General features: G+C 68.0%; 19 protein-coding genes. 5 read left to right on the top strand and 14 right to left on the bottom strand.

Annotation, left to right across the window (positions count from 1 at the left end):
• Genes AC16DP_RS15070 through AC16DP_RS15055 form a run of 4 tightly spaced genes read left to right on the top strand, consistent with a single transcriptional unit; the run spans position 1 to position 3,238 of the window.
• Positions 1–468: a hypothetical protein gene (locus AC16DP_RS15070; RefSeq protein WP_329732730.1), complete on the top strand. Its 468-nt coding sequence runs from the start codon at positions 1–3 to the stop codon at positions 466–468.
• A gap of 9 nt (positions 469–477) precedes the next feature.
• Positions 478–1,074, top strand: coding sequence for a dephospho-CoA kinase (gene coaE, locus AC16DP_RS15065; protein WP_329732731.1), 597 nt, complete (start codon positions 478–480; stop codon positions 1,072–1,074).
• 23 nt (positions 1,075–1,097) lie between these two features.
• A complete protein-coding gene (locus AC16DP_RS15060; protein ID WP_329732778.1) occupies positions 1,098–2,282 on the top strand; it encodes an SDR family oxidoreductase in 1,185 nt (394 codons plus the stop codon).
• 2 nt (positions 2,283–2,284) lie between these two features.
• The gene (locus AC16DP_RS15055; RefSeq protein WP_329732732.1) at positions 2,285–3,238 is read left to right on the top strand and encodes a hypothetical protein; all 954 of its coding nucleotides are present in this window, start codon (positions 2,285–2,287) and stop codon (positions 3,236–3,238) included.
• Here the strand turns inward: AC16DP_RS15055 and AC16DP_RS15050 are convergent, their stop codons facing one another.
• From AC16DP_RS15050 to trmFO, 10 genes are all read right to left on the bottom strand, one after another.
• Complete coding sequence (locus AC16DP_RS15050; protein WP_329732733.1) at positions 3,239–4,294, bottom strand: hypothetical protein; 1,056 nt, start codon at positions 4,292–4,294, stop codon at positions 3,239–3,241.
• Positions 4,295–4,519: 225 nt separating this feature from the next.
• A complete protein-coding gene (locus tag AC16DP_RS15045; protein WP_329732734.1) occupies positions 4,520–5,224 on the bottom strand; it encodes a HEAT repeat domain-containing protein in 705 nt (234 codons plus the stop codon).
• 32 nt (positions 5,225–5,256) lie between these two features.
• On the bottom strand, positions 5,257–5,856 hold the full coding sequence (locus tag AC16DP_RS15040; RefSeq protein ID WP_329732735.1) for a hypothetical protein: 600 nt from the start codon (positions 5,854–5,856) through the stop codon (positions 5,257–5,259).
• A gap of 12 nt (positions 5,857–5,868) precedes the next feature.
• Positions 5,869–6,213 (bottom strand): hypothetical protein, encoded by a 345-nt coding sequence (locus AC16DP_RS15035; protein ID WP_329732736.1) that lies wholly within the window; start codon positions 6,211–6,213, stop codon positions 5,869–5,871.
• Between the two features lie 230 nt (positions 6,214–6,443).
• Positions 6,444–7,616: an aspartate aminotransferase family protein gene (locus AC16DP_RS15030; protein WP_329732779.1), complete on the bottom strand. Its 1,173-nt coding sequence runs from the start codon at positions 7,614–7,616 to the stop codon at positions 6,444–6,446.
• A gap of 102 nt (positions 7,617–7,718) precedes the next feature.
• Positions 7,719–9,116, bottom strand: a complete 1,398-nt coding sequence (gene hslU, locus AC16DP_RS15025; protein ID WP_329732737.1) for an ATP-dependent protease ATPase subunit HslU — start codon at positions 9,114–9,116, stop codon at positions 7,719–7,721.
• 12 nt (positions 9,117–9,128) lie between these two features.
• The gene (gene hslV, locus AC16DP_RS15020; RefSeq protein WP_329732738.1) at positions 9,129–9,656 is read right to left on the bottom strand and encodes an ATP-dependent protease subunit HslV; all 528 of its coding nucleotides are present in this window, start codon (positions 9,654–9,656) and stop codon (positions 9,129–9,131) included.
• Between the two features lie 201 nt (positions 9,657–9,857).
• Entirely contained in the window at positions 9,858–10,766 is a 909-nt protein-coding gene (locus AC16DP_RS15015; protein ID WP_329732739.1) for a tyrosine recombinase XerC, read from the bottom strand.
• A 43-nt stretch (positions 10,767–10,809) separates the two neighbouring features.
• Positions 10,810–12,408, bottom strand: coding sequence for a gliding motility protein (locus tag AC16DP_RS15010; RefSeq protein WP_329732740.1), 1,599 nt, complete (start codon positions 12,406–12,408; stop codon positions 10,810–10,812).
• Entirely contained in the window at positions 12,405–13,751 is a 1,347-nt protein-coding gene (trmFO, locus tag AC16DP_RS15005; RefSeq protein WP_329732741.1) for a methylenetetrahydrofolate--tRNA-(uracil(54)-C(5))-methyltransferase (FADH(2)-oxidizing) TrmFO, read from the bottom strand. Before trmFO ends, AC16DP_RS15010 begins: the two co-directional genes overlap by 4 nt.
• Positions 13,752–14,016: 265 nt before the next feature.
• Here trmFO and AC16DP_RS15000 point away from each other — a divergent pair, with 265 nt between their 5' ends.
• Positions 14,017–14,403, top strand: coding sequence for a TraR/DksA family transcriptional regulator (locus AC16DP_RS15000; RefSeq protein WP_329732742.1), 387 nt, complete (start codon positions 14,017–14,019; stop codon positions 14,401–14,403).
• Between the two features lie 69 nt (positions 14,404–14,472).
• Here the strand turns inward: AC16DP_RS15000 and AC16DP_RS14995 are convergent, their stop codons facing one another.
• The 4 genes from AC16DP_RS14995 to topA all read right to left on the bottom strand — a co-directional run bounded on the left by AC16DP_RS14995 (position 14,473) and on the right by topA (position 19,083).
• Positions 14,473–15,063, bottom strand: a complete 591-nt coding sequence (locus tag AC16DP_RS14995; RefSeq protein WP_329732743.1) for an ExbD/TolR family protein — start codon at positions 15,061–15,063, stop codon at positions 14,473–14,475.
• Positions 15,064–15,585, bottom strand: a complete 522-nt coding sequence (locus AC16DP_RS14990) for an ExbD/TolR family protein (RefSeq protein ID WP_329732744.1) — start codon at positions 15,583–15,585, stop codon at positions 15,064–15,066.
• A gap of 7 nt (positions 15,586–15,592) precedes the next feature.
• Positions 15,593–16,348, bottom strand: coding sequence for a MotA/TolQ/ExbB proton channel family protein (locus AC16DP_RS14985; RefSeq protein WP_329732745.1), 756 nt, complete (start codon positions 16,346–16,348; stop codon positions 15,593–15,595).
• A gap of 101 nt (positions 16,349–16,449) precedes the next feature.
• Positions 16,450–19,083: a type I DNA topoisomerase gene (topA, locus tag AC16DP_RS14980; protein WP_349257911.1), complete on the bottom strand. Its 2,634-nt coding sequence runs from the start codon at positions 19,081–19,083 to the stop codon at positions 16,450–16,452.
• Between the last annotated feature and the right edge of the window lie 7 nt (positions 19,084–19,090).

The raw sequence follows: 19,090 nt of genomic DNA, 5'->3' as shown, positions 1-19,090 counted from the left end.
ATGAGAACGATCGCCATCGTCGCCGTGCTCCTCGCCGCCGCGCCCGTGTTGGCCAAACCGTGGCAGGGAGTGGAACCCGGACAGACCAAGCGGGAGCAGGTCATCCAGAAGTTCGGGGAGCCCTCGCGCACCGTCACCGCCGAAGGCAAGGAGATCATCGCCTACTTCGACCAGAAGGCCATCAAGGGCACCAAGCAGGTGCAGTTCAAGGTGGACCCGGGCACGCAGCTCGTCGAGCGCATCGACGTCTTCCCCGGCCCCGTCATCGACAAGGAGTCGGTGGAGAGCACCTACGGCAACGCCTGCCCGCCCGGCAAGGCGCCAGCCGGCCCCTGCTACCAGAAGAAGCTCACCGACGACTTCCGCACCTACATGCTCTACGCGAAGCTGGGGCTGGCCGTGTTCCTCAACGAGGACGGCAAGACGGTGCACTCGTTCATCTTCACGCCCCAGCCGGCCGGAAAGTAGGCGCCGCACGTGAAGCTCTATGGACTGACCGGGGGCATCGCCTCCGGCAAGAGCACCGTGAGCCGGATGTTGCGCGAGCTGGGCGCCCAGGTGCTGGACGCGGACGTCATCGCCCGCGAGGTGGTGGAGCCGGGCACCCCCGGGTTGAAGGCCGTGGCCGAGCGTTTCCCGGGCGTGCTGGACGCGGAGGGCCGCCTGGACCGGGCGAAGCTGGGCGAGCGCGTCTTCGGGGACGCCAGGGAGCGGGCCGCCCTCAACACCATCCTCCACCCGCTCATCGGCCAGCAGTTCCTCCTGCGCACCCATGCGCTCGCCGCCCAGGGGGTGGAGCTCATCGTCTACGACGCGCCCCTGCTCATCGAGAACCGGCTGCACGAGGCGATGAACGGGGTGGTGCTGGTGTGGGTGCCCCGCGAGGTGCAGAAGGCCCGGCTGATGGGCCGGGACGGCCTGGACGAGGCGGCGGCGGAGGCCCGGCTGGCCGCTCAGCTCCCACTCGATGAGAAACGCCCGCATGCGACCTGGCTGGTGGACAACTCGGGAGATCTGGGGACAACCCGGGCCCGGGTGGAAGAGGTGTGGCGCGCCATGCTCGCGCGCGGCTGAGGGACGGGTATGCTCCGCCGCCCATGAGCGAGAAGCGCAAGGAGCCCCGAGGCAAGGCCGGGACGTACTTCGTCACCGGCTACCCCGGCTTCATCGGCAAACGGCTGATTGAGCACATCGTCCGCGAGGAGCCCAAGGCCCACGTCTACGCCCTGGTGCAGCCCAAGCACCTGAAGGAGGCGCAGAAGCTCGCCTCCCAGCTGCGGGGCACCGGGGCCACGTTGGAGCTGCTGACCGGCGACATCGTGGACATGCACCTGGGCCTGTCCGGCGAGGAATACCAGCGGCTGTGCGAGCGGGTGACGCACATCTACCACCTGGCCGCCGTCTTCTACATGGGCGTGCCCAAGGAGACGGCCTGGCGCATCAACGTGGACGGCACGCGCAACGTGCTGGAGCTGGCGCGCGACTGCGAGCACCTGCAGCGCTTCAACCACTTCTCCTCCTGCCACGTCTCCGGTGATCGCGTGGGCGTCATCGCCGAGGACGAGCTGGACTGCGGCCAGGGCTTCCGCAACGTCTACGAGGAGACCAAGTTCCAGGCGGAGAAGCTCGTCCAGCGCGCCGCCACCACCCTGCCCACCACCATCTTCCGGCCGTGCAGCGTGGTGGGGGACTCGCGCACGGGGGAGATCGACCGCTTCGAGGGCCCCTACTACCTGGGCATCCTCCTGGTGACGAGCCCGCTGGTGGTGCCGCTGCCGCTGCCCGGCAACGGCGTGGCCCCGCTCAACGTGGTGCCGGTGGACTACGTGGTGAACGCGGTGTGGGCGCTGTCGCACGACGAGCGCGCCGTGGGCCGCACCTTCCACCTGGTGGACCCCAACCCGATGAGCGCCCGCCGCGTCTACGAGCTCATCGCCGAGAAGGCCAACAAGAAGCTGCCCCGCTTCAACCTCTCGGCCCGCGCCGCGGACGTGATGATGCGCCTGCCCGTGCTGGAGAAGCTGGCCCGCCCCCAGCGCGCCGCCCTCAGCTACGTCAACCACCTGGCCATCTACAACTGCCACAACACCCTGGAGCTGCTGGACGGCACCGGCATCCGCTGCCCTCCCCTCTCCTCGTATCTGGATCAGCTCGTGGCCTATGTGCGCGAGCAGTACCGCCAGCGCCGCGAGCAGGCCTCCGAGGTGGAGGATCCGCTCGACCGCGCCCCCACTCCTCCCCCCGATGAAGAAACGGGCGCCCAGGCCCGTCGGAGCCGTTAGCCATGCACTCCCCCCTCTCCCGCTTCCTCTTCCTTCCCCTGGCCGCCGTGCTCGGCACCGGCTGCCTGGTGACCAGTGGCCCTGACCAGACGCCGGACGATCCGTGCGATCCCAACCCCTGCACCCAGGGCGACAAGACCCTGTGCGTCAACGAGGCAGGCAACGCGCGCTGTCTGTGCAAGCAGGGCACCATCCTGCGGCCCAGCGGCGTGTGCGAGGCCATCACCACCCTCAACTGCCCCGAGCACGCCGGCGACACCTCCGAGCCGGATGACTGCCTGACCCGCGCCGTCCTGCTCGCCTCCGACGCCACCGTGCAGCGCCTGCAGACCATCGAGCCGGTGGGCGACTACGACTTCTTCCGCGTCGACGGCAAGCTGCGCACCGTCTACAGCGTCACCGTGGAGCCCGGCTCCGGCTCGCTCATGCCGCGTCTCGACGTCTTCGATCAGGGCGGCCAGTGGATCACCTCGAAGGACGGCCGGCCCAAGGCCCAGGTGGGGTTCAAGGCCCGCGCCACCGCGCCCTACTACGTGCGCATGAGCCACTCGCCGTTCGACCCGTCCCCCGGCACCGGCCAGTACGCCCTCACCCTCACCCCCGTGGGCGAGGACGTGCACGGCGACAGCTCGACGGAGGCCACCACCATCGTCCCGGACGTGGCCGGCACCTCCTCGCCGACCGACCGCAACGGGCGCCTCGAGTACGATCAGGACGAGGACTGGTTCGCCATCTCCGTCACGAAGGACGTCCTGTACCGGATCGAGTTCGACACCAGCCGCGTGGTGCCCGCCATGGCCGGCTTCACCAAGGAGGACGTGAAGACGCCCTTCTACACGTGGAAGAGCTCGTTCGTGGAGATCCGCGCGGCCAGCACCACCACGCTCTACCTCGTCATGTACTCGGACGGGGGCGTGACGGGGAACTACGGCTTCCGCGTGTTCCGCTTCAACTAGCTAGCGGATGGCGATGATGTCCCGGTCCAGCAGGTGGGCCAGGACGCGCAGCGTGTCCAGCCGGGACATGCCGGAGACGGAGAAGAGGGCCTCGAAGCTGAGGCTCCCGTCGATGCGCGACAGCAGGAAGCCCGCGCGGGGATCCAGGCTGAGCTTCATCAGCTCCGCCATGCGCAGCTTGAGCGTGGGCACCCGCTTCAGGTCTCCCAGCTTCGCCTCCAGCGAGGCCTGCAGCTGACGCACGCAGCGCTCGCGCGCCGACGCCAGCCGCGCATCACCCGGCGCCAGCTGCTCCGCCTTGCGCAGCAGCTCCATGGCGCTCGTCACGTCGCCGAGCGCGAGCAGATCCTCCACCCCCTGCAGCAGCGTGGGCAGCTCCTGGCGGGGGGCCGCCTGCGCCACGGGCGCGGGAGTCGCGGCCTTCGCGGCCACGGGCGCGGGCGCAACGGGCCGGGCGGCAGCAGGTGCGGGCGCGACGGGCCGGGCAGCAACAGGCGCGGGAGCGGGCGCGGCGGGCCGGGCGGCTACGGGCGCGGGCGCAACGGGCCGGGCGGCAGCAGGCGCGGGAGCAACGGGCCGAGCGGCAGCAGGAGCGGGCGCGACAGCCTTCGCGGCCACGGGCGCGACGGGCCGGGCGGCCACGGGCGCGGCCAGCTTGAGAGGCTCGGGCTCGGAGAGGAAGGCCAGCACGTCGGCGGTGATGTGGCGGCCCCCGGCCTCGGGAGCCACTTCCTCCTCGTCCAGCACCACCACGCTCACCTCCAGCGCGGGCCGGGACTGCGAGACCAGGGGAGGCACGGACGTCAGGGACATGGGCCTCACGGACGGTGGCGGCGCCGCCGTAACCAGTCCCACGGCCCGCGCGCCCTCCCCCTTCGTGAGCCACTCCCGCGCCCGGCGGTTGTCCGGATCATGCTGCAGGGCGCGCACGAACAGGCTCCGCGCGCCCGCGGCGTCCCCACCCAGATGCAGCCAGAGCCCCGCTTCGATGAGCTGGTTGGCCCGGAGGACATCGTGGCCCGGATCGATACCAGGAGAGGCTTGAGGCGCGATCATCGGGAACCTCCAGAACGGAGCTCCTTCGGGGGAACTCAGGAAACCGGAACAACCTCCGGAAATCCTAGGCATCCACCCGCATCGCGTCAAACACTATCGGCGGATTTTTGCAGGGAAAATGTAGCTCCTCATCCGACAACCCCCTCGAAAAACGACGGGGAGCACACCCATGGCGAACCAGGGTGCACTCCCCGAGAAGGAGCGGCGAGCGCTCCTGGGGAAGGCTCACGTCGTACCAATGCTTGCCAGAGCCGCGAGCGCCTTGACCTTGGCCTTGGCAACATCGCCCGTGATCTTCCGCTCGTCGATGTCCTCTCGCATCCCGAAACGCTTCTTCAGGATGTCCTGAAGGCTGATGATGATACTGGCCAGGACCTCCTCCTCCTTTTCCTGCATGAGTCCGCGCTTGAGGCTCTGGAGGGCTCGCTCCTTCGCCTCCGGGATGCGGTTGACGAGTTGGAAGTGGGCCGTGGCGGCGTCGGCCCGCACCTCGGACTCGGAATCCCTCAAGAGCAAATCCTCCAGCAGCCGCACATCCTCGGCGGTCCCCACCCAGCCCAACACATAAGCGGCGGTGTGATGCAGAGACGCGGAGTCGCTGGCGATCAGGCGGAGCGCGAGCGGCCGAGCACCTTTGCTCCGCATACGTCCCAGGATGTGGACAATCGTCCCTCTCATCTCCGGGTCTTCTTCCTTTTCGAAAGCCTGGAGGAGAAAGTCCTCCCCCTGTGGCCCCCGCTTGGCGAATCCATTGCGCAGCCAGCAGAACAGGCTCCAATTTTCCTGCTGGCGCAGCAGATCGTAATGGTATCGGAGGATCTCGGTATCGTTCGAACTGAGAAGCTGCTGCACGAGCGAATGCTGCTCCTCATCCTCGGCGGTGGGCAGGCTGGCGGATTTGAATGCTCGCTCCAACTGCTTGATATCCATGGTGGCTCCTTCGACTCGAGCAGGTTGGCTCTCTACTTGCCCTTGCTCCGGGGAGGAGGGCCAAAATCGTGGTACTGGTCACCACACTTCTTGTGCCGCGCCCGGTGTACAGGCTTGGGTTGAGTCTTCATGTTCCAGGCTTTGTCTAATTTGCAGCGTTCGGAGTAGGGCTTGGTGTAGAGAGGCTTCTCGTGCGAAACCTCGTAGTTCTCGGGGACCGACTTCCCGCCTGTGTCTTTGATGAACTGTCGCGCAACGGGATCCAGTTCGCTCGAGGGATCACTTGCATCTCTCAGTAGCGCTTTCCGGCGCTCCGCCATGTCACGTTCGTAGAAGGTGTCGTGCTTCTTTCGCCCACAGTACTTGCACTTGTCCTTGGAAGGGCATTTCTGCTTGCACTTCTTGCGGTCTCCAAAGCGGCGTGCATTCTTCGCGGCAGCCGGGGGGCTCTTGGGCGCGGGCGGTTTGACTGGAGGAGGCTTCGGCAGCGGCTTGAGCTTACGAGCCGCGTCGGCAGCATCCTTGAGCTGCTTGAGCTGCTTGAGCTTCTTGTAGGCTTTGTACGCCTTGTAGGATCTGTACAACCATGCAGCTCCTCCGATGACGGCTGGTATTGCCAGTGGCGCGGGCATGGGTGAACCTGTTCAGTGTTCCGGCATCTCGTTGAGCAGATCAACGAGTTCCTCCAGGAGGACCTCAGGAGACATGCCAGGAAGATGCAAGAATTTGGAGATGTTTGGATCATCCGCGAACGCGGGGGTCGTCTCCAGCGCCAGGCAGACATACTGAGCAACACCTCGATCGCTCTCGATGCCATGCCGCTCCGCGTGCGCCTGTGACTCACGGATGAACGTGCGAAGTTCCGCATCCTCCATATGAGCCGTATGATCTGGCAGCTCCCTCCGGACAAAGGCCATCAACGCACGGTGGAAGTCGCGCTCCGCCAGGGCGTCCAGGATCTGCATCTGGTTTCGATCAATGACAAACACGATTCATCTCCAAACGCCCGGGCATCCGCCAGCAGGCAACACCCACCAAGTGGGTTCCGACCCCTGCTGACGAAGCGGCAAGCCGTTGGGCCCCAAAGGCCCCGCTCGTGCCAGCGGGGGCCTGGGAAATACCCACTCCACGAGTCACGGACCGGGAGACATGCCACCAGCCCGCACATCTCCCTGGCTCCTGCTCACACGGTTCTGGCGAGTGATTGAGCGGCTGTTTTTCAGGACTTGAGGGCGCGCTCGAGGATGCGCACGCCGTGGTCCAGGTCGTCGTTGGCGACGGTGTAGGCCGGGGCGAAGCGGATGGTCTTCTCGCCGGCGGCGTTGACGAGCATGCCCAGCTCGCGGCACTTCGTGATGAAGGGCGCGGCGTCCTGGAAGAGCTCCACGCCCACCAGCAGGCCCATGCCGCGCGCCTCCTTGATGACGGTGGGCAGGCGGCCCTGGAGCTCGCGCAGGCGCGAGAGGAAGTACTCGCCCTTCTGGGCCACGTCGCGGAGCATCTGCGGCTCGGTCACCTTGCGCACGACGACGTTGGCGGCCACGGCGGCGATCAGGTTGCCACCGAAGGTGGAGCCGTGGGTGCCCGGCACCAGGCTCTTGCCGGCCTCCTCGGTGCACAGCATGGCGCCAATGGGCAGGCCGTTGCCGAGCGACTTGGCCAGGCTGATGCCGTCCGGGAGGATGCCCTCGTGCTGGTAGGCGAAGACCTTGCCGGTGCGGCCCATGCCGGTCTGGATCTCATCCACGAGCAGCAGCAGGCCCTTCTCGTCGCACAGGGCGCGCAGGGCCTTGAGGAAGCCCGGAGGCGCCTGGCGCACGCCGCCCTCGCCCTGGATGGGCTCCACGAGGATGGCGGCGGTGTGCGGGCCCACGGCCTTGCGCACGGCCTCCAGGTCCCCGTAGGGCACGTGGGTGAAGCCGGCGGGCAGCGGCTCGAAGCCCTTCTGGTACTTCGGCTGGCCGGTGGCCGTGACGGTGGCCAGCGTGCGGCCGTGGAAGGAGTTCTCGAAGGTGATGACCTCGTAGCGGTCCGCGTTGCCCCGATCCTTCTGGACCTTGCGGGCCAGCTTGATGAGGGCCTCGTTGGCCTCCGCGCCCGAGTTGCAGAAGAAGGCGCGCTGCAGGCCCGAGGCGGTGGTGAGCCGGGCGGCCAGCTCGATCTGCGGCTCCGAGTAGAAGACGTTGGAGACGTGCCAGAGCTTCTCGAGCTGGGCCTTCACGGCGACCACCACCTCCGGGTGGCAGTGGCCGAGCCCGCACGTGGCGATGCCGCCGAGCAGGTCCAGGTACTCACGCCCATCCGCGTCCCAGACGCGCGAGCCCAACCCGCGCTCCAGAACGATGGGCTGCTGCTTGTAGTTCTGCAGCAGGTGGGCCTTCGCCTTGTCCATCCACTCCTCGTTCTTCCCGGGAGCGGCGGTCTGCGGGGCGGCGGAGTCGATCTTGGCGGTTCGGGTTGGCGTGGTGAGCGGCACGTGGGCTCCTGGGTGTGACTAGAGGATGTAGCGCGACAAGTCCTCGTCCTGGACCACGGAGGCGAGGCGCTCGCGCACGTAGGCGGCGTCTATCTGCAGATCCTTCGGTCCCTGCTCGCTTGCATGGAAGGATACATCGTCGAGCAGCCGCTCCAGAACCGTATGCAGCCGCCGTGCCCCGATGTTCTCGGTGCGCTCATTGACGGCCTGCGCAATGCGGGCGAGCTCCAGGATGGCGTCATCGGAAAAATCCAGACGCACACCTTCGGTGGCCAGCAGGGCGGTGTACTGGCGGATGAGGGAGTTGCGCGGCTCGCGGAGGATGCGGACGAGGTCCTCGCCGCTGAGCGGATCCAGCTCGACGCGGATGGGGAAGCGGCCCTGGAGCTCGGGGATGAGATCGCTGGGCTTGGAGACGTGGAAGGCGCCCGCGGCGATGAAGAGCATGTGGTCCGTCTTCACCTGGCCGTACTTGGTGTTGACGGTGGAGCCCTCGACGATGGGGAGGATGTCGCGCTGGACGCCCTCGCGGGACACGTCCGGGCCGGAGCCCTTCCCCGCCCCCTCGCGGCTGGCGATCTTGTCGATCTCGTCGATGAAGATGATGCCGCTGGTCTCGGCGCGCACCAGCGCCTCGCGGTTGACGCGATCCGTGTCCACCAGCCGGGCGGCCTCCTCCTGCTCCATGAGCCGGAGGGCCTCGGGGGCACGCACCTTGCGGCGGCGCGAGCGGCTCATGCCGGGCATGTTCTTGAAGAGATCCTGCAGGTTGACGCCGATCTCCTCCATGCCCTGGCCGGAGAAGTTGCGCAGGAAGGTGGGCGAGCCGGTGTCGGAGAGCTCCACCTCGACCTCCTGGTCATCGAGCGTGCCGGCGCGCAGCTGGGCGCGGAGCTTCTCGCGCTCCACATCCCCGAGCCGGGGCGCGGCGGGCGTGGGCGGAGGCGCCATGAAGCCGATGCCGCCGGACGGACGCGAGGGCGCGTTGCCGGAGAGCAGCTGGGCCAGGCGGTCCTCGGCGATCTCGACGGCGCGCGCGCGCACCTTCTCCACCTCCTCGTCGCGCACGAGCGCGATGGCGGCCTCGACGAGGTCGCGCACCATGGACTCGACGTCGCGGCCCACGTAGCCGACCTCGGTGAACTTGGAGGCCTCCACCTTGACGAAGGGGGCCTGGGCGAGCTTCGCCAGCCGGCGGGCGATCTCCGTCTTCCCCACGCCGGTGGGGCCGATCATGATGATGTTCTTGGGGTGGATCTCATCGCGCAGCTCCTCGGGGACCTGCTGGCGGCGCCAGCGGTTGCGCAGCGCGATGGCCACCGCGCGCTTGGCGGCGTTCTGTCCGACGATGTAGCGGTCCAGCTCGCCGACCACCTCGCGAGGGGTGAAGGCGGGGATCTTGCGTGCGTTGCTCACGGTGATGCCCCCTCAGAGCTCTTCGATGGTGATGTTGGAGTTGGTGTAGACGCAGATGTCCGCGGCGATCTGCATGGCGTGGGTGGCCACCTCGCGCGCGGGCAGTTGCGTGTGCGTCATGAGCGCGCGGGCGGCGGCGAGCGCGTAGGAGCCCCCACTGCCCACGGCGGCGATGCCGTGGTCGGGCTCGATGACGTCGCCCGCGCCGGAGAGGATGAAGGTCTTCTCGCGGTCGGCCACGATGAGCAGGGCCTCCAGGCGGCGGAGGAAGCGATCGGTGCGCCAGTCCTTCCCGAGCTCGACACAGGCCCGGGCGAGGTTCTTCTGGTGCTCCTTGAGGCGGGCCTCGAAGCGCTCGAAGAGGGTGAAGGCATCGGCGGTGCTGCCCGCGAAGCCGGCGAGGACGGAGCCATCGCCGATCCGGCGGACCTTCTTCGCCGTGTTCTTCATGATGGTCTTGTCGAGACTGACCTGACCGTCACCCGCGATGACGACCTTCGACTCTCGGCGCACGCAGAGGATGGTGGTGCCATGGAACATGCCTGGGGGTTTAACAAGGGGACGCGGGCGTTTCCACGATTCCCCGAGCGGTTGTTCGCCCCTTCACCCTGCCCGGCAGTAGCGCCGACGTGCAGGTGAATCAGGCGGGCTGAACCCGGGAGACGTGGCACCCTCACCCCGTCCCTCTCCCGGGGGGAGAGGGGAAATCTGGCGCGCGAGGATATCTGGCGCGCGGGGATATCAGGCTCTGGGGTGCGCGGCGTCGTAGACCTGCTGGAGCTGCTCCCAGCTCACGTGCGTATACCGCTGCGTGGTGGACAGGCTCGCGTGGCCCAGCAGCTCCTGGATGCTGCGGATGTCCGCCCCGCCCCCGAGCAGGTGCGTCGCGAACGAGTGGCGCAGCGCGTGCGGGCTCACCTTGCGCTGCAGCGCGCACTGCACCACGTACGTGTCCAGGTGCCTCCCGATGCTCCGCGGCGTCAGCCGGCCTCCCCGGTAGTTGAGGAACACCGCCTCCGCGTCCTGCCCCTCGCGCTCCACCGCGAGCAGCTCGTCCCGGCGCGCCAGGTACGCCTCCAGCGCCCGGATGGCCTGCGCGTTCACCGGGCACAGCCGCTCCTTGCTGCCCTTGCCCATCACCCGGATGATCCGCCCGCTCCGGTCCACGTCCAGCAGGTTCAGCCCGCACAGCTCGCTGATGCGCAGGCCTCCGCCATAGAGAATCTCGAGAATCGCCCGGTCCCGCAGCCCCAGCACCGTCTTCTGCGACGGCATGTCGAGGATCGCGAACAGCTCGTCCACCGGCAGCACCTTGGGCAGGCTCTTGGGCAGCTTCGGGCTCTTCACCAGCTTCGCCGGGCTGCCCGGCAGCAGCTTCTGCCGTACCAGGTACTTGTAGAAGCTCTTGATGCTCGCCAGGCGCCTCGCGCGGCTCGTCGCCGCATGGTCCACCGTCAGCGTGCCCATGTAGCCACGGATGGCCGCGTGCGAGGCCGCCAGCAGTGACAGCTTCATCCGCTCGACCAGGTAGCGCTCGAAGTCCACCAGGTCGATCATGTAGTTGCGCACGGTGTGCGGACTCGCGCCCTTCTCGTCCTCGAGGTGGACACGGAACTTCTCCAGCAGCGGCGACAGCTCGGTGGTGCTCATGGGCGGCCTCAGCGTAGACCCAACCGGGCCGCCCGCAAGCTTCTCACGGCTGGGCCGGCGCCACGTACACCCCGGCGTTCGCGCCCTTCAGCACGTACACCGCCAGCGAGTCGTTCTGCCCCGCGAAGTACGCCGGCAGCTGCGCCCCCTGGTCCAGCGTCTTCCGCACCTGCGTCTTCACGTCGTACACGGCCACGTCGAACGTGTCCGAGTCCATCCGCGCCGACGTGGCGAGAATCCGGTTGCCGTCGTCGGACAGCTTGTAGCTGTAGATGCCCTGCAGCCACGTCTGGGGCTGCGCCTGCGCGTCCTTCGGCAGCGGCAGTGCCTTGAAGTCGCAGGCACGGCCCTCGCGGATGCAGCCGGCGCGGAACACCAGCGCCCCCGGAGCGAAGCCGTAGCCGAACACACCCGGGTGGGCCTTCTCCGCCTTCTCCGCGCCCACCTGGTACAGCATCAGGTCCACCGAGTAGATGGGCTTGAGGAAGCGCGAGAGGAAGGCCACGTACTTGCCGTCCTTGCCCCACGTGAAGTTGGGCACGCGGCTGCCCACCAGCTTCGGCTCACCGTCCGGCAGCGCCACCACGCCCATCAGCCCCGCCCCCGCCGGCAGGTCGTACTTCGCCAGGAAGCCCAGCGCCTGCGAGTCCGGCGAGAAGGCCAGCTCCTTCACGCGCTCGCCCACCTTCCGCCCCGGCTCGCCCGAGGCCGGGCCCACGTACAGGTCCCCCGGTACCTCCGGCTTGCCCCCGTCGTTGCGCGCCAGCCACTTCGAGTCCGGTGAGAAGGCGAACGCCGTCGTCCCCGTGGCCACCTTCCGGCCCGTCAGCTCCGGCACGTCCGCCACGTACAGGTCATACATCCCCGCGAGCGCGGGGTTGCGCACCTGGTACGCCACGTGCTTGGAGTCCGGCGACAGCACGTAGTCGCCCACCTGGTCCGCCAGCTTGCGCGGCTCGGCCGGCTTGCCCGCGGGCTCCTCCACCGGCACCGCCAGCAGCCCACCGGCCGCCGCCAGCCGCCGCTTGAAGAACAGCGTCTTGCCGTCCGGGGAGAACTCCGCCGTGGACACCTCGCCGCCCACCTGGCGGAAGGGCCCCTTGGGCAGGGGCCCCAGCTTCAGCACTCCGCCGTCCACGAAGGCCAGCTTCGTCCCGTCCGGGCTCGGCAGGAAGTACCCCACCGAGTCCCCCAGCTTCTGGGGCTCGGCGCTCGGGTCGCTCAGGGCCAGCACGTGCAGCGCGCCGGACTGGTTCGCCAGGTTGTACCCGGTGAGGTACAGCACGTGCTTCGAGTCGGGAGTGAACAGCATCCCCCCGGGCACGTTGGTCACCCCGTCCCCCAGCTGGCGCGGCGAGCCGCCCGTCACCGGCACCACGTTCAGCGTGCCCAGCCGCATCTGCGGAGGAATCCCCTCCACCGCCGGCTTGCGCGTCTTCGTCAGGAACATGGCGAACTGCCCATCCTCCGTGACACGCAGGTCCTCCGCCGGGCCCTCGGCCAGCATCACGCCCAGTCCCCCCACGGCCGCGCCAGAGCGGGCCTTCCCCTGCCCTCCTCCGCCGCCCTTGTCCTCGCCCCGCTTGCACCCCACCAGCGCGAGCGCCAGCAGCGCTCCCGCCATCACGCTTCGTCGGTTCATGCGGTCCCCTGGTGCTCCTGTGCCGGCGGCACGCTCGGCAGCCACGTGGCCATGTCCGCCCGTGCCCGCTCCGCGTAACGCGCCCGCTTGTCCGCCTTCTTCACCCGCCCCGGCAGCGGCGGGAACAGCCCGAAGATGACGTTCGAGGGCTGGTAGTCATAGTCCGGCGGGTGCGCCTCGCCCGTCACGTGACGGTAGAGCGAGCCCATCGCCGTCGTGGCCGGCGGCGGGACGAACTCGCGCCCCGTCAGCCGAGCGTACACCGCCAGCGCCGTCAGGTACCCGCACGCCGCCGACTCCACGTACCCCTCCACGCCCGTGATCTGCCCCGCGAAGAACAGCCGCGGCTCCGCCTTCAACGACAGGTCCCTCCCCAGCAGCCGCGGCGAGTCGATGAAGGTGTTGCGGTGGATCTGCCCCATCCGCAGGAACTCGGCGTTGGCCAGCCCCGGCACGCACGTGGTGAAGATGCGCTTCTGCTCGCCCCACGTCAGGCGCGTCTGGAAGCCCACCATGTTCCACGACGTGCCCGCCTTGTCCTCCATGCGCAGCTGCACCACCGCGTACGGCTCCTCGCCCGTGCGCGGATCCGTCAGCCCCACCGGCTTCATCGGCCCGTAGGCCAGCGTGTCGTCGCCTCGATCGGCCATCACTTCGATCGGCAGACAGCCTTCGAAGTATCTGGGTTCCTCGAAACTGTGCGGCTGCAGCTTCTGGCCCGCCTTCACCTCGGCGATGAACCGGTAGTACTCCTCCTTGTTCATCGGCAGGTTGATGTAGTCGTCCCCGCCGCCCTTGCCGTAGCGGCTGGCGCGGAAGGCGATGTTCATGTCGATGGAGTCCCCCGCCACGATGGGGGCGATGGAGTCGTAGAAGTAGAGCTTCTCCCCCACGTACCGCTCGAGGTCCTTCGTCAGCGCATCCGAGGTGAGCGGCCCGGTGGCCACCACGACGATCCCCTCGGGCAACGTGTCCACCTCGCCCGGCACCACCTCCACGCCGGGAGCCTCGCTCACCGAGCGCGTCACCGCCGCCGAGAACGCCTCGCGCTCCACCGCCAGCGCGTCGCCCGCCGGCACCCGGTGCGTGTCCGCGCACCCCAGAATCACCGACGACAGCGTCCGCAGCTCCGCGTGCAGCAGGCCGATGGCGCTCTCCGGGTTGTCCGAGCGCAACGAGTTGGAGCACACCAGCTCCGCGAACTGGTCCGACTTGTGCGCCGGTGAACGCCGCTGCGGCTTCATCTCCCGCAGCGTCACCGGCACCCCGCGCCGCGCCAACTGCCAGGCGCACTCGCTGCCCGCCAGTCCGCCGCCAATCACCGTCACCCGCTGAAGCTTCACGTCTCGGCTCCCTCTCTCCACGGGCCGACACCCGCCCGTCCGCCAACTGTTAGCAGGAGCCCCACCCCCTGTCCCACCCTTCCGTTCCTGCATGTCCACCCCCCACATGCCGGGCTCCTGCCCGCCTGCCCGCTCCTCGGCCATCCGACAAGTAGGACATTCAGAAACAGTTTCCCTACCTGCCCATGGCTCCTAGGTTTTCCCCGTTCATCGCGCGGGGAATCAGGCCGGGCGACGCAGTGCACCATTGACGGAGCGGCAGGCCATGAACCGAACCAACGACCTCTTGAAGATCCGCGAGCTACTCCAACGGCGCCGCCGGGACATCCTGATGGCCACCCAGGGAGCGCAGCGCGAGCTCTCGTCGCTGAAGGACCAGGAGCGCGATCCCGAGTACGAGGAGAACGCCCAGGCGGAGCTGGCGGACTACACCCTCTCCAGCCTGATGGAGGCGCAGCGGCGCGAGGTGATGCTCATCGATGCCGCGCTGCGTCGCATGGACACCGGTGTGTTCGGCACCTGCGTGGACTGCGGCTACGACATCCCCATCGAGCGGCTGGAGGCGCTGCCCTTCGCCATCCGCTGCGAGGAAGACGCCACCCGGCACGAGCTGGAGGTGCGCGGCGGCCCCCAGGCCACGCCGACCATCTAGCGCTCCACAAGAGCACGGGAGGTGCACGCGAGTGCACGGGCCGCGGGGGCCTCCGGGAGACCGGGGGCTCTACTGCGGCTTGCCCTCGTCCTGGAGCACGACGAAGCGGTAGTTCTCCAGCTCGTTCTGCCCGGCGGTGTAGAGCACCGTGAGCAGCATGTCGTAGGGGATGGCCTTGTCCGCGATGATGGACAGCTCCCGGCTGAAGGGAGCCGCCGGGTTGCGCTCGGCGATGTACTTCAGCTTCTCCACTTCCTTCTTGAGCTGGGCATCCAACGCCGTCACCACCCGGCCCTGGAGCGCCTCGGGAGGAATCTGCCCCTTCACCAGCCGCAGCACTTCCTTCTCCCCCACGAGGATGTTCTTGGGGGTGACGGTGACCACGACGGTGTCCTTGGGCGTGGCGCGCGTGGAGGACACCGGCGGGCGCACGTCCTCGCTGGCCGTCATCGCCGCCGAGGACGAGGCGAAGGACTTCAGGAGGAACACCAGGAGGATGGTCATCATGTCCATCATCGCGGTGATGTTCAGCTCCTTGATCTCCCCGGCGGCCTCGCGCTCCTTGCGCTTCTTGCGCGCCAGGGCCTTGCGGTAGCGCAGCCGCTGCAGCCGCTCGTCGTCCGCGGGCACCTGCTGGGTCGTCTCGCCCGTGGCCGCCATCTAGAGGGCTCCCAGGGTGACGTCCGGGAAGAGCTCGCGGTGCGGCCTCTCGCGCGTCTCGCGGATGGCGTCCATGGTCTGGATGAGCGTGTCGTACGGAATCTCCGGATCCGCGGCGACGATGACCTTGGTCTCGGTGGGGAAGGCGCTCTTGATCTTCACCATCTGCGCGTTGAGGGACGCGTAGTCGTACGAGCCATCCGCCCCGAGCGGCACGGTGGGAGCGCCGTCCTGGCCGAGGATGGCGTTCTCACTGTTGATGAAGTGCCCCTTCTTGCTGATGAGCACGCTGAGCACCAGGCGAGGCTGGTCCGGGTTCTCCTGCGGGGCCACCGAGGTGCTGGGGCCGCCGTAGCTCGGCGCACTCACGTTGACGATGCCGAACGCCGCCAGCCCGTTGATGGACAGCAGCATGAACAGGATGAGGTTCATGAGGATGTCGAGGTACGGGACGATGTTGAGCTCGCCCATCTCCTCTTCCTCGCGCGGCTTGAGCTTCCGCCTGGAGTAGTAGAACGCCATGGGCGCCTCAGGCGGCTCGGGCCTCGTCGATCTGCGTCTCGCCGGCGGCCTTGCGCGCCAGCAGGTTCTCCAGCTTGAGCGCGTTGAGCTCCATCGTCTCCACCATGCTCTTGGCGTACGAGGTGAGGAACAGGTGGAAGATGATGCACAGCACCGCGATGGAGAGCGCGAAGGCCGTGTTGTTCATCGCCTTGGAGATACCGTCGGACAGCAGGGCCTGCTTCTGCTCGGCGGGCACGTTGCCGAGCGCCTGGAAGGTGCCGATCAGACCGAAGATGGTGCCGACGAGTCCCACCAGCGTGGCGATGTTGGCCAGGGACCACAGCCAGGGGATGCGAGCGCCCACGTGGGGGCTGTTCTCCACCAGCGCCTCCTCCACGGCCTTGGCGACCTCGATCTCGCCGCGGTTGGCGCGGGTGAGGCCGGCGCGGATGATCTTGGCCAGGGGCGAGTGGGGAGCGGCGGCGCACAGCTTCACGGCGCGGTCCACGTTGCCGGTCATCACCAGCTTCGTCACCTGCTCCATGAAGGGCGGCGCGTTGAGGTTGTAGCGGAACATCAGCGTCACAATCCGCTCCAGGGCCACCGCGAGCGCGGCGGCCAGCCAGAACAGATTGACGAACATGAAGGGGCCACCGTCCTTGAAGAACTTGATGGTGGAGTCCACGACGCCGAGCCTGGCCGGCGCCGCCTTCACGGCCTCCGCCGCCGCCGGGGCCTGGGTGAGGACCACGTCCAGCAGCTCGCTCAACATGGGAATCATCGGGAAGGGGGTCCTTTCCACCAAACTTCTAGAGGACCCCCCTCCGGGGTGTCAAGCCAGGGGCAGGCCATGCCCCTGAAATCCTTGAACTTTCAGCCTCTTCAAGCGGCCGAGGAGGCATCCGGACCCGCCGGGGCGGGCGTGGCCGCGGTGGCCGCGGCGGCTGCGGCGGCGGCCTCCGGCTCGACGATCTGCCGGCGGTAGTCGCACTCCTTGTTGGGGCAGGCGATGAAGGGGCCGTCCCGCTTGGAGTACTTCTGCACCAGGTAGGGCGCCTGGCAGCTGGGGCACGCCTCCGGCAGCGGCCTGTCCCACGCGGCGAACTTGCAGTCCGGGTAGCGGTTGCAGCCGAAGAAGACCTTGCCGAAGCGGCTGCGGCGCTCGGTGAGGTAGCCCTGCTTGCAGTCCGGGCAGTTCACCCCGATGGAGATGGGCTTGGACGTCTTGCACTCGGGGTAGCCCGAGCACGCGAGGAACTTCCCGAAGCGTCCGCGCTTCACCACCATGTTCTTGCCGCAGTTCTCGCACATCTCGTCCGTCGTCTCTTCCTCGACGATGACGATCTTCCCCTCGGCGTCGCGCTTGAAGTCCTTGGTGTTCTTGCACTCGGGGTAGTTCGAGCACGCGAGGAAGTGGCCCATCTTCCCCCACTTGATCACCATGACGTTGCCGCACTTCTCGCACGCCACGTCGGTCTTGATCTCCTCGCGCTTGACGTCGCGCATCTCCGCTTCGGCCTTCTCGAGCGTCTCCTTGAAGGGCGCGTAGAAGTCCTGCAGCACGGCCTTCCAGTTGGCCCCGCCCTCGGAGATCTGATCCAGCTTCTCCTCCATGCTGGCGGTGAAGGCGACGTCCAGCTCGTGGGGGAAGTGCTTGACGAGCAGCTCGTTGCAGATGACGCCCAGGTCCGTGGGACGGAAGCGCCCCTCGAGCTTCTCCACGTACTTCTTGTCCTGGATGGTGGAGAGGATGGCGGCGTACGTGGACGGCCGGCCGATGCCCTGCTCCTCGAGCTCCTTGACGAGGGTGGCCTCGGAGAAGCGCGGGGGCGGCTGGGTGAAGTGCTGCTCGTTGAGCAGCTTCTGCAGGTTGAGGGTGAGGCCCTCGTCGAGCACGGGCAGCTCGCCCACGGCGTCGTCGTCGGACTCCTCGCCAGCGGCGCGCGCCTTCTCCTGGGCGGCCTCCTCCTCGGGGGTGAGGCTGGCGCCGTAGACGGCCAGGTAGCCCGGGAACTTCAGCGTGGAGCCCGAGGCCCGGAAGGTGGCCCGGCCCGCGGTGATGTCCGCGCTCGTCTGATCGTACACGGCCGGCATCATCTGGCACGCCACGAAGCGGTTCCAGATGAGCTCGTAGAGGCGGAACATGTCCGCGGCCATGTCGTCGTTCATCGCGTCGAACTGCGCCTTCACCTTCGAGGGCGGGTACTCGAGCGACGTGGGACGGATGGCCTCGTGCGCGTCCTGGGCACCCTTCTTGGTGCGGTACACCACCGGCGCCTCGGGCAGGTAGTCCTTGCCCCAGGTGGCACCGATGAAGTCGCGCACGCCCGCCACCGCCTGATCCGACAGACGGGTGGAGTCCGTACGCATGTACGTGATGAGCGCCGTCTGGCCCTCCTCGCCGAGCATCACGCCCTCATAGAGCCGCTGGGCGAGCGCCATGGTCTTCTTGGCGGTGAAGTGCAGCCGGTTGGCCGCCTCCTGCTGCAGCTTGGAGGTGATGAACGGAGCGGGCGCGTTGCGGCGCCGCTCGCGCTTGTCCACCTTGGACACCACGAAGGAGGCGCCCTGGACGTCCGCCACCAGGCCGTCGGTGGTGGCCTTGTCCTTCAGCTCCACCTTCTTGCCGTCCACCCTGGACAGCTTGGCCTTGAAGGTCGGCGGTCCCGAGGGCCCCTGGAGGAGCGCGTCCAGCGTCCAGTACTCCTGCGGGACGAAGGCCTTGATGGCGTCCTCGCGCTCGCAGATGAGGCGCACGGCCACGGACTGCACGCGGCCGGCGGACAGACCCCGGCGCACCTTCTTCCAGAGCAGCGGGGAGATCTGATAGCCCACCAGGCGGTCGAGAATCCGGCGCGTCTGCTGGGAGTCGTAGTTCTCCTGGCTGAGCTGGCGCGGATGCGCGATGGCCTCCTGGATGGCCGGCTTGGTGATCTCGTTGAACATCACCCGGTAGGCGTTGTCGTGGCCGAGTTGCTGGTGGATGTGCCAGGCAATGGCCTCGCCCTCGCGGTCGGGGTCCGTGGCGAGGAAGACCTTGTCCACACCCTGGGCGGCCTTCTTCAGCTCGTTGAGGACCTTCTCCTTGCCCTTGATCACCTCGTACTGGGGCTCGAAGTCGTGCTCGATGTCCACGCCCATCTTGCTCTTGGGCAGGTCGAGGATGTGGCCCACGGAGGCCTTCACCGTGTAGCCGGAGCCCAGGTACTTCTTGATCGTCTTCGCCTTGGCGGGCGACTCGACCACCACGAGGTAGTGCGGTCCCTTGCCCCGCTTGGGGGACTCCGTGGCCTCGCCGTCCTCGGCGTCGACCTCGACGGTGGGCAACTCCTCGTCAGCGCCCTTGCGCCGCGCGGAGGCCTTCTTGGCGGCGGTCTTCTTGGCCGCCGTCTTCTTCTTGGCGGCCGTCTTCTTGCGCGCCGCCGGCTTCTTCTTGGCGGCCGTCTTCTTGGCGGCCGTCGTCTCCTCGACCTCCATCTCGCCCGCCGTTGCCGTCTTCTTCGTGCGCGTCGCCATGATTCTC

Source organism: Archangium sp. (genome assembly GCF_057119385.1).
The sequence above is the reverse complement of the archived record's forward strand: the minus strand, read 5'-3'. Positions and strand labels throughout refer to the sequence as shown.